The sequence below is a fragment of the Rhodococcus sp. P4_F3_2 genome (assembly GCF_056401335.1).
Genome location: NZ_JBFUJN010000047.1, coordinates 16546 through 28485, shown reverse-complemented (window position 1 = coordinate 28485; position 11940 = coordinate 16546). Strand labels below are relative to the sequence as shown.

1 protein-coding gene is annotated in these 11940 nt (G+C 61.9%); it reads left to right on the top strand.

The window, feature by feature from the left end:
* The first annotated feature begins 17 nt into the window (after positions 1-17).
* Complete coding sequence (locus tag AC1DWA_RS29840) at positions 18-11915, top strand: amino acid adenylation domain-containing protein (protein WP_477917410.1); 11898 nt, start codon at positions 18-20, stop codon at positions 11913-11915.
* Positions 11916-11940 lie beyond the last annotated feature (25 nt).

Sequence of the window (11940 nt, the reverse complement as noted above, 5' to 3'; positions counted from 1 at the left end):
GTTCTGCTTCGGAGTTGGTGGTGGCTGCTGCTTTTGCGGTGGTTTTGGGGTGTGAGTCGCGGGTTGGTGTGGATGATGATTTCTTCGAGTTGGGTGGTAATTCGCTCAATGCGACCCGGCTCGTCAGCCGCATCAACGCAGACCGAGGCACTGACATACCGCTGCGGGCCATCTTCGACTCGCCGACGGTAGCCGAACTCGCTGCGGTTCTCGACGCCTCATCATCCTCGAGTAGGCCGGCCCTGACAGCCCGGGTACGCCCGTCGGCGGTCCCGTTGTCACCGGCTCAGTCCCGGATGTGGTTCCTCAACCGCTTCGAACCTGAGTCGTCGGCATACAACATGCCAGTGGTCCTTCGCCTCTCCGGCGCCCTCGACGTATCGGCGCTTGGTGCGGCAGTGGGTGATCTGGTGCTGCGCCACGAAGTTCTCCGGACGGTCTACCCTGAAGTGGACGGCATCGGTTTCCAGAGAATTCTCTCGCCGGATGACGCGGCCGTGGACATGACGATCGAGTATGTGTCCGAAAGTGCTCTCCTCGTACGAGTTTCCGAAGTCCTCGGCGCCACTTTCGACGTCACGTCCGAAATTCCCATGCGAGCTCATCTGTTCCAGCTCGACGAGTTTGAGTACGTCCTGGCGATGACGGTGCATCACATTGCGGGTGACGGTTTCTCGATGGGTCCGTTGACGCGTGATGTGATGGTGGCGTACGAGGCGCGGTCCCGAGGTATGGAGCCGTTGTGGGCGCCGCTCGAGGTGCAGTACGCGGATTACGCGCTGTGGCAGCTCGAGACGTTGGGTTCGGAAGAATCGTCGACCTCACTCGTCACACGACAGTTGGACTTCTGGCGCAGCGCTCTCGACGCAATACCGTCGGTGATCGATCTGCCGCTGGACCGACCTCGTCCCGTGGAAGCCTCCGGCCGTGGAGCCATGTTCTCGGCCCATCTGAGCCCCGAGGTGAACGCGCAACTGGAGAAGGTCGCGCGTGACAACGGCGCTACGTCGTTCATGGTGTTGCATGCCGCGCTCGCTGTTGTGCTTTCGCGCTACAGCGGTGAATACGACGTAGTTGTGGGAACTCCTGTTGCGGGCCGAGGAGAACGTGCACTCGACGATCTGGTCGGCATGTTCGTCAATACCCTCGCACTACGTTCCGTGGTGTCGCCCGGCGCTCGGTTCGCGGAATTGCTCGAATCGGTTCGAGAATTCGACCTCCAGGCGTTCGCGAACGCCGACGTTCCGTTCGAGCGCCTGGTCGAAATACTCGATCCGGTTCGTTCGCAGTCGTACTCGCCCATTTTCCAGGTCAGTTTGACCCTGCAGAACATCGCATTGACCGAACTCGAGTTCGACGGCATACGTATCGCCGAAGTCGACAACGTCGTGACCACTACACAGTTCGACCTGGACTTCGTGTTCAACGAAGCACTCACCGCCGACGGGTCTCGCGGGGGTCTGGACCTACATCTGACCTATGCCACCGATCTCTTCGACGAGGCAACCGCAGCGCGATTGGTCGATGCATACGTCGCAGTGGTGAGCGCTGCAGTGGCGGACACGTCCACCATCGTCGAGATGTTCGAGGTGGAGTCTGTGGTGGAGCGTGGGTTGGTGTTGGGGGGTGTGAATGAGACGGATCGTTGTGTTGACGGTGTGACGTTGGCGGATTTGGTGGCGGCTTCGGTTGAGGTGTCGTCGGGTCGTGTGGCTGTGGTGTTCGGTGATGTGGTGTTGTCGTATGCCGAGTTCGGTGTGCGGGTGAATCGGTTGGCGCGGTGGTTGATCGGGCGTGGTGTGGGGCCGGATGTTTTGGTGGGTCTTGCGGTGGAGCGTTCGGTGGAGATGATCGTGGCGATGCATGCGGTTGTTGCTGCGGGTGGTGCGTATGTGCCGATTGATCCGGAGTTGCCGGTGGAGCGGATCGGGTTTGTGGTTGATTCGGCTGCGCCGCAGCTTGTGTTGACTGTTTCTGCGTTTGTGGGTGTGTTGCCTGTGGGTGTGGATGTTGTTGTTCTCGATGGTCTTGATGTGGGTGGGTTTTCGGGTGGTCGGGTTTCTGATGGTGATCGGGTTGCGCCGTTGCGGTTGGGTAATGCGGCGTATGTGATGTTCACGTCGGGTTCGACGGGTCGGCCGAAGGGGGTGTCGGTCAGTCATGGGGCGATTGTCAATCAGTTGGCGTGGTTGGCTGGGGAGTACGGGGTGGGTGCTGATGATCGGGTGATGGCGCGTGCGCCGTTCACGTTCGATGTGTCGGTGTGGGAGTCGTTTTTGCCGTTGACGGTGGGTGCGCGGTTGGTGGTGACGCGGCCGGGTGGGCATCGTGAGTTGGATTATCTTGCGGGTGTGATGGTCGAGCATGCGATTTCGGTGGCGGAGTTCGTTCCGTCGGTGCTTGCGGCGTTGGTGGCTGATGGTTTTGGTGGTGCGTTGGGTTCGTTGCGGCATTTGTTTGCCGGTGGTGAGGAGTTGTCGCCGGAGCTTGCGGTGGCGTTGGGTTCGTTGACGTCGGCTGCGGTGCATAACACGTATGGTCCGACGGAGGCGGCGATTACGACGACGGCGCATCGGATTGTGGGTTCGGTGTCGGGGGTGGTGCCGATCGGGACGCCGGTGTGGAATACGCGTGGGTATGTGTTGGATTCGCGGTTGCGTCCGGTGCCGGTGGGTGTTGCGGGCGAGTTGTATCTCGATGGTGCGCAGTTGGCTCGTGGTTATCATCGGCGTCCGGATTTGACGTCGGATCGGTTTGTGGCGAATCCGTTTGTGGTGGGTGCTCGGATGTATCGCACTGGTGATCGTGTGTTGTGGAGTGCTGCTGGGTCTTTGGTGTATTTGGGTCGGTCGGATTTTCAGGTGAAGATTCGTGGGGTGCGGATCGAGCTCGGTGAGATCGAGTCGGCGTTGGGTGCGTTGCCGGGTGTTTCTGGTGCTGTGGTGGTGGTGCATGGGGGGAGTCGTCTGGTCGGGTATGTGACGGCTGGGTCCTCGGTCGATGCGGAAGTTTCGGTGGATTCGGTGGGGGCGCGGGCTGCGGTGGGGTTGGTGCTTCCGTCGTACATGGTTCCGGATGTGGTGGTTGTTGTTGACGAGTTCCCGTTGTCGAGTGCGGGGAAGTTGGATCGGAAGGCGTTGCCGGAGCCTGTTTTCGGTGTGCGGGTGTTTCGGGCGCCTGGTTCTGCTTCGGAGTTGGTGRTGGCTGCTGCTTTTGCGGTGGTTTTGGGGTGTGAGTCGCGGGTTGGTGTGGATGATGATTTCTTCGAGTTGGGTGGTAATTCGCTCAATGCGACCAGACTTGTCAGCCGCATCAACCAACACGCTGGTACCGCGTTGCCGCTTCGGACGTTGTTCGATCACCCCTCTGTGGCGGAACTTGCTGTTGCACTGGACAATGCAGAGCGTGCCGACAGGCCTGCCCTCGAGGTGCAGACTCGTCCGGAGCAGATCCCGCTTTCACTTGCACAGAATCGGATGTGGTTCCTCAATCAGTACGATGTCGAATCTGCGGCATACAACATCCCGTTGGCCATCCGACTCGCCGGCACCGTTGACGTTCCGGCGCTTCGCGGCGCCTTCGGTGATGTTCTGACGCGCCATGAGTCGCTGCGAACAGTGTTCCCCGACAACGGTGACGGCCCCGTCCAGGTGATCCTGACACCCGAGGACGTCGAGTTCGATCTGAGCCCGATCGACGTCGACCGTGGCGACCTCGACACTCGCATTCTCGAGGTCATGTCCGAAGGTTTCGACGTCACTGCTTCCGTGCCGATTCGCGTGAAGTTGTACCGCGTCGAGGAATTCGAGCATGTACTGGTGATGTCGGTGCATCACATCAGTGCGGACGGCGTGTCCATGACGCCGTTGGCTCGCGACGTCATGATCGCCTACTCGGCACGGTTGACCGGCCAGGCCCCGTTCTGGGCGCCGCTGGAGATCCAGTATGCCGACTTTGCGCTGTGGCAGCGGGTGCTCCTCGGTGACGAGGCTGACCCGAAGAGCATCGCATCGACTCAGATCGATTACTGGAAATCAACATTGAACGGGATTCCGGAACTGCTCGAGCTTCCGGCCGATCGACCGCGACCGGCGGTGGCCACCCAGAACGGTGCGATGGTTCGCTTCGACATCGCGTCCGAGATCATGGATCGCGTTCGTGAGGTCGCCGATCACCACAACGCAAGTGTGTTCATGGTGATTCACGCTGCGTATGCGGCACTGTTGGCGAGAGTGTCGGCGAGCACCGACATCATCGTCGGCACGCCCGTGTCCGGACGAGGCGAAGCGGCTCTCGAGGATCTCATCGGAATGTTCGTCGGCACGGTCGTCCTGCGAACGGAGGCCGACCCCGCACTGACGTTCGCGCAGTTGGTCGACCAGGTGCGTGACCGAGATCTGAGTGCGTTCGGCAACGTCGATGTGCCTTTCGAGAGACTGGTGGACGCTCTGCAACCTGTTCGCTCACAGGCTCACACACCGCTGTTCCAAGTCACGTTTGCCTACGAATATATCGAAGACGCCACGTTCGAGCTTCCTGATCTGCGGGTGTCCGCCGTCGAATTCGACGTCACTCCAGCTCAATTCGATCTTGCCTTGACGTTGTTCGAGACCACGGAATCTACCAGCGGCGCAGACACCGAGTCGGTAGCGGTTAGTGGCTCGCTGACCTACGCGACGGATTTGTTCGACCGTTCCACGGCTGCGTCGTTCGCCGACCGATTCGTCATGATGCTCGAGCAGCTGACGCGGGATCCCGCGAGAGTAATCGGGGATATCGACGTCCTGAATCGGGACGAGCAGAACCTACTGGTGCCGGTGCGAGGACTTACGGCGGCGCATCCCGCGACTCTGTCCGAGCTGATTTTTGCTGCGGTCTCGTCGAATCCAACGGGGATCGCCTTCCTGTGGAATGGCCGCGCCGTCCCCTATACCGAGGCCGACGAACTCTCGACCCGCCTCGCTCACGTCCTGCTGCGACGCGACATCACACCGGAAACATTTGTTGCGCTGGCTCTTCCACGATCGCTCGAATCCGTCCTCGCAGTCTGGGCGGTTGCCAAGACGGGTGCCGCATATCTGCCGGTCGACCCGAGCTATCCGGCCGATCGCATCGACCACATTCTCGAAGATTCTCGAGCGAGGTTGGGTGTGACGATCGCCGAGCAGCGTCAGTTCCTGCCCGACGACGTCGAATGGTTGGTTCTCGAGGACATCGCCGAAGAACTGGCGGCAGCCCCGGTGAGCGCGAGCTGGCCGCCGGTGCGGATCGACAATCCGGCGTACATGATCTACACGTCGGGTTCGACGGGCAAGCCCAAGGGCGTGGTTGTCACTCATTCCGGTCTCGCCAACTTGGCGGCCGAACGGCGTGAGCACTACCAGATCACGCCCGACGCCCGGTTCCTGCACACCGCGTCACCCAGCTTCGACATGGCTGTCGGCGAAATGATCTCCGCGCTCTCTGCTGCAGCAACATTGGTGATCGTTCCGGTGACCACGATCGGTGGTGACGACTTGGCCGAGTTGTTGGACTCGCAACGAGTCACTCACGCTCTGATCACCCCGGCCGTTCTGAGCACGATCGCCCCCCACGACCACGAACATCTTCGCGTTCTCGGTGTGGGCGGTGAAGCGGTATCCGCTGAACTGGTCGATCGTTGGCAGCCAGGGCGAACGATGCTCAACGGCTACGGACCGACCGAGGCGACCGACATCTCCACAGTTGCAGACCTCGAAGCGGGACAACCTGTCACGGTCGGTAAACCTGTGCGCGGATTCCGGACCCTGATCCTGGACACTCGACTGCGACCGGTGCCGATCGGTACGCCTGGTGAACTGTACGTGGCGGGGCCAGCTTTGGCTCGCGGTTACCACAACCAACACATTCTCACCGCAACACGATTCATCGCCGATCCCCACGGTGATCCTGGACAGCGCATGTACCGGACCGGTGACATCGCTGCCTGGACGGCCGATCTCACCATCGAGTACCGCGGACGGATCGACAGTCAGGTCAAGATCCGAGGTCAACGCATCGAACTCGGTGAAATCGAGACGGTAGCAACACAGTGCGACGAGATCGCGCAATCCGTGGTGCTTGTCGTCGAGACTGCACTGGGCAAGCGGCTGGCGGCATACCTGGTGCCGCAAGCTGGGCGCGTGATCGATACCGAGTCCGTAAGGCGCTATCTGGAGTCCGCGCTGCCACGACCGATGGTGCCCGACGCGTATGTCGTGCTGGACGCTCTACCGGTGACCGTGAACGGAAAGCTTGACCGCAAGGCTCTTCCCGCTCCGACGTTCTCCGCGTCGAAGGTGCGCTATCGAGCACCCGCGTCCGAGACGGAAGAGATCCTCGCTTCGCTGTTCGCAGACCTGCTCGGTGTCGAGGCGGTGAGCGTCGACGATTCGTTCTTCGGGCTCGGCGGCGACAGCATCGCATCCATCCAACTGGTCTCCCGAGCGAAGGCTCGTGGTCTCGTGATGACCCCACGAGACGTCTTCGAACAGAAGACTGTTGCCGCGCTGGCACAGGTCGTTTTGCGATCTGACGCGCCGGCGCAGAGGGTACTTGCCGAACTGCCGGGCAACGGTGTCGGAGAGTTGCCGCTGACGCCGGTGATGCGCATGGTGCTCGGCAGCACCGATCACTTCGATCGCTACTCACAGTCGATCGCACTGGATCTGCCAGTCGGCGTCGATCAGGCGGGGATCGTCGCCACGGTGGCCGCCGTCGTCGATCACCACGACATGCTTCGGTCGACCTTGCACAGCAAAACTTTGCACGTGGCCGAGCCCGGAAGCGTGGACGTGGCCGCACGTGTGCGGAAGGTCGACTTCGATCCCGCTGCCGTCGACAGCGCGGAAAGCTTGACCGAATTGGCACGATCCCAAGTGGAACTGGCTCGACGAGAACTTGATCCGCGCGGCGGTGTGATGTTCGCGTGCGTCTGGCTCGCGCCGGTGGGTGACGCGGAAAAGGTGACCGGGCGACTGCTCGTCGTGATGCACCATCTGGTCGTCGACGGAGTGTCGTGGCGAATCCTGGTGCCGGACTTCATGACCGCGTGGGCACAGATCTCCAATGGTGCGCCGGCGCAGCTGGCACCTGTCGGCACGTCGATGCGTCGCTGGGCACATGCGCTGCAGGACAGTGCAGTTGGGGCGACGGCAGACCTGCCGACGTGGCGGGCAATCGTCGACGGCGAGGACCCGGATCTGGGATCGGCGCGCTTCGACCCCTCGCTCGATCTGGTCGCAACTGTCCGCGACATCGAGGTGCGCGTCGACGCGTCGACGACTCAGGCACTGCTGACCGAGCTTCCGGCCGCGTTCCGTGGCGGCGTGAACGACGGTTTGCTGACAGCTCTGGCGCTTGCAGTCACTCGGTGGCGTCGCGAACGAGGCGTGCACACCACATCGACGCTCATCCAGATGGAAGGTCACGGGCGAGAAGAGCAGACTGCACCCGGTGCTGACCTCTCGCGTACCGTCGGTTGGTTCACCAGCGTCTATCCCGTGCGCCTCGAACTCGGTGCGCTCGACATCGACGACGCCATGCGCGGCGGCGTCGCGGCGGGTCGGGCCGTCAAGTCGGTCAAGGAACAACTGCTCGCCGTGCCCGGTCGTGGCATCGGCTACGGGGTCCTCCGATATCTGACCGACAGCGATACGGCCGGCAGCGACATGACCGGCAGCGACCCGGGTACACCACTGCTGGACAGCATGCCGCAAATCAGTTTCAACTACCTCGGTCGCGTGTCTGCCGGCAACGTCCCGGAGGAGTTCGCCGATTTGGGGTGGACTCCGTCCGTGGATGTCGGTGACATCGAAGGCCCCGGAAACCCCGACATGCCTGCCGCCGCAGTTCTCGACATCAACGCGATAGTCACAGACATTTCGGGTGATGCCGAGTTGTCCGCGACGTTCTCCTACGCCGGACGCCTCCTGACCGAAACGGACGTCCGAGGCTTGGCGCAGTACTGGGCGAGCGCGCTGCGGAGCCTGGTCTCCCACGTCGGCAGAGGCGCTGGGGGAGGCCTGACGCCTTCCGACGTTCCGTTGGTGACGGTCTCTCAAGAGGACATCGATGTCTGGGAAGACCGGTATCCGCTGGTCAGTGACATTTGGCCACTGTCGCCGTTGCAGCACGGACTTGCCTTCCACTCGTTGCTCGCCGGCAACAGTGCCGACGTTTATCAGACCCAGATGGTTCTGGAGCTGACAGGAACTGTCGATCCGATACGAATGAACCGGGCCGTGACTGCTCTGCTGAACCGTCACGACAACCTACGGACCGCCTTTGTCGCCGATCTGTCCGGCGAACTCGCGCAAATCGTTCTCGGTGAGGTCGATGTCCCGTGGCGTGTGGTCGACCTCGGTGCCGAGCCTGCGAGTGAGCGCGAAGCTGTCTACGAGCGAACCCTCGCGCGTGATCGATCCGAGCGTTTCGATTTGGCAACACCGCCATTGCTTCGGTTCACGCTCATCACACGAGATCCCAGTCGACACGCGCTTGCAGTGACACTGCACCACATTCTTCTCGACGGGTGGTCGATGCCGCTTCTGATGAAGGACCTGATGGTTCTTTACGCAACGCACGGCGACGAGTCGGTGCTTCCCCGCGCAGCGTCCTATCGTAATTACCTGTCCTGGTTGAATTCTCGGGACGCTGCGGAATCCGAGTTGGCGTGGGCCGAGGCGCTGTCCGGGCTCGAGCAGCCGACCCTGCTCGCCGGGGAACGGTCTGCTGGTTCGAGTGCCGGCACCGTCGAGTCGGTTGTGACTCAGGTGGAGCCCGAACTCGCCGAGCAGCTCGGTGCCTTCAGCGCCGACAACGGCGTCACATTGAACACCATGATGCAGGCCGGTTGGGGAATCCTGCTGGCGCGCCAGCTGGGTCGAACGGATGTCGTGTTCGGTGCAACCGTGTCGGGTCGTCCTCCCGAGCTCGATCATGTCGAGTCGATGGTCGGCCTGTTCATCAACACGCTGCCCGTCCGGGTCACGATCGACCCCGCGGAGTCTTTGCGTTCCTTGCTCTCACGGCTGCAGGCAGAACAGGCGGCGCTTCTCGAGCACCACCAACTCGGACTGACGGAGATCGTCAAGAGCGTCGGAAATGCCGCTGACTTCGACACGTTGACCGTCTTCGAGTCGTACCCCGTCGATACGGAAGGTATCGCTGCAACGAGCTCGATCGACGGCATGACGGTTACTGCGATCACCGGTGACGATGCGACCCACTATCCGTTGACACTTACCGTTGTCGCTGATGACGGCATTTCATTCACGCTAAAGTATCAGCAGGATGTCTTCGATGCGCCGACGATCGAGGTTCTGCGCGAGAGGATGCTTCGGATCCTGCGTGCATTCGTGGAGTTGCCGGACACCGCTGCCGGAATCCTGGATGTTCTGGGGCCCGACGAGCGTCGCCTGCTTGTCCCGGTATCGGGCCTGCCGGCTGCGCCCAGCGCAACCCTGGCTGATCTCATCGCTTCCGCCGTCACACAGAACCCCGACGGAATCGCGATCTGGGCCGACGGGCGTGCGTGGACATACCGTGAAGCGGACGCCTGGTCGAACCGCCTTGCTTCCATCCTGCTCGATCACGGAGTCGGTCCGGAAACCTTTGTAGCCGTGGCACTCCGGCGATCGGCAGCGTCCGTGATGTCGGTGTGGGCAGTGACGAAGACCGGCGCCGCCTACTTGCCCGTCGATCCTGACTATCCGGTTGAGCGGATCGAACACATGATCACAGACTCCGGTGCTGTCATCGGCATCAGCCGAGGTGGGAATCAACTTCCCGATTCGGTGCGCTGGCTCGATCTGGACGCACTCGAAACCGCGATCCAAGAGCTACCCGAGTCGAGTATCGCGGGAGCGGCTCGCATCGACAATCCGGCCTACATGATCTACACGTCCGGATCCACGGGCAAACCGAAGGGCGTCGTGGTCACGCATGGTGGTCTCGCGAATCTTGCCGCCGAGCGTCGTGAGCACTATCGCGTCGACTCGCACTCACGATTCCTGCACAACACCTCGCCGAGCTTCGACATGTCGGTGGGTGAAATGATGTCGGCGCTGTCCGCGGCGGCGACTCTGGTCGTCACACCGCCCACCATCCTGGGCGGAGAAGAGTTGTCCCGGTTCATGATCGGACGTCGGGTCACTCACGCACTGATCACTCCGGCGATGTTGACGTCGATGGAACCGGAAGGGCTCGAAGAGCTTCGGGTTCTCGGTGTGGGCGGGGAAGCGGTATCTGCCGAACTGGTGAACCGTTGGCAGCGTGGTCGAACCATGCTCAACGGGTACGGGCCTACCGAGGCAACCGACATCTCCACCGTCGGTGATCTCGTCGCGGGCAAACCAGTCACGATCGGATCACCCGTGCGTGGATTCGACACTCTGATCCTCGACTCGCGACTGCTCCCGGTGCCGATCGGGACGCCGGGCGAACTGTACGTGTCCGGGCCCGCTCTGGCCCGGGGATACCATGACCAGTCTGTGCTCACGGCAACCCGATTTGTTGCCAACCCGCACGGCCGGCCGGGTGATCGTCTGTATCGCACGGGCGACATTGCCGCCTGGACACCCGAACTCACCATCGAGTACCGGGGCAGGACCGACACTCAGGTCAAAATTCGTGGTCATCGCATCGAACTCGGGGAGATCGACTCGGCCCTGCACGCACACCCGGACGTGGATGTGGCCATGACCCGCGGCAAGAGGACACCGTCCGGGGACACCGCGTTGGTCGCGTACGTCGTGCCGACGCCGGGGACTGCGCCGGAGGTGAATCAGGTCGTCGCCTTTGTCTCCGAGTTCTTGCCACGTCACATGATCCCTAGCGCTGTCGTCTTCATCGACAAGGTGCCGACGACACCGACAGGAAAGGTCGACGAGAAGGCATTGCCGACCCCTGATTTTGCGTCGAAGATCGTGTATCGGGAGCCGAGCACGCCTACGGAAATCGCTGTGGCCACTGCCTTCTCGRAGGTCCTCGAGATCGCTGACGTCGGCGCCGACGACAACTTCTTCGAACTCGGTGGGAACTCACTGTCGGCGATGCGAGTAGTGACCAAACTGCGGATGTCGYTTGCTCGCGAGATCCCATTGCAGTGGTTGATGACCGAGCCGACTCCGGCGTCGATTGCGATTCGTGTCGACTCCGGACAAGAATCTTCCGGCGCGCTGGACGTCGTGTTCCCGATTCGGACGACCGGTGATCGGCCGCCTGTGTTCTTCGTCCATCCGATCGTCGGCCTGGCCTGGAGCTATGCCGGCTTGGCGCCGTACATCGATTCGGCGACTCCGATGTACGGGATCCAAACTCCAGCAGTCTCGTCCGCGGATCCGCTGCCGGAGTCCATCGAGTTCACCGCCGCCAGGTACCTCGAGGAAGTTCGAAAAATCCAGCCTGAAGGTCCGTATCACTTTGCCKGTTGGTCGCTCGGTGGCGTGATCGCACACTCGATGGCGGTGCTATTGCAGGCAGCGGGCGAGTCGGTCGATTCGTTGGTGATGCTGGACAGCTTCGCCCATGCCGCTGAAGACGGTGAAGGTTCGGACGCTGACGACGACGCGGACATGGGACTCGAGTTCGCGCACGCCATGGGCGAGTTGACTTCGGAAGATGTCGGCAGGCTTGTCTTCGCGGCCCGGCACAACGACACGTTGATGCAGGCTCACCAGCCGGGGATCTTCGATGGCGACGTGCTGTACTTCACTGCAGCGCTGGATGATCCATGGCTGAACCGTGGAGTCGATTCATGGCGTGCGTATGTCAGCGGGGATATCGTGAATCACCCCGTCGAGTGCACTCACTGGGACATCACCTCGCCCGCCGCTCTCGAGACCGTTGGTCCGTTGATGTCGCACAACTTGGAGAGGATTCGTCGGATGTCCTGAGTCGGGCGGGCGTGTTCTCGAGACA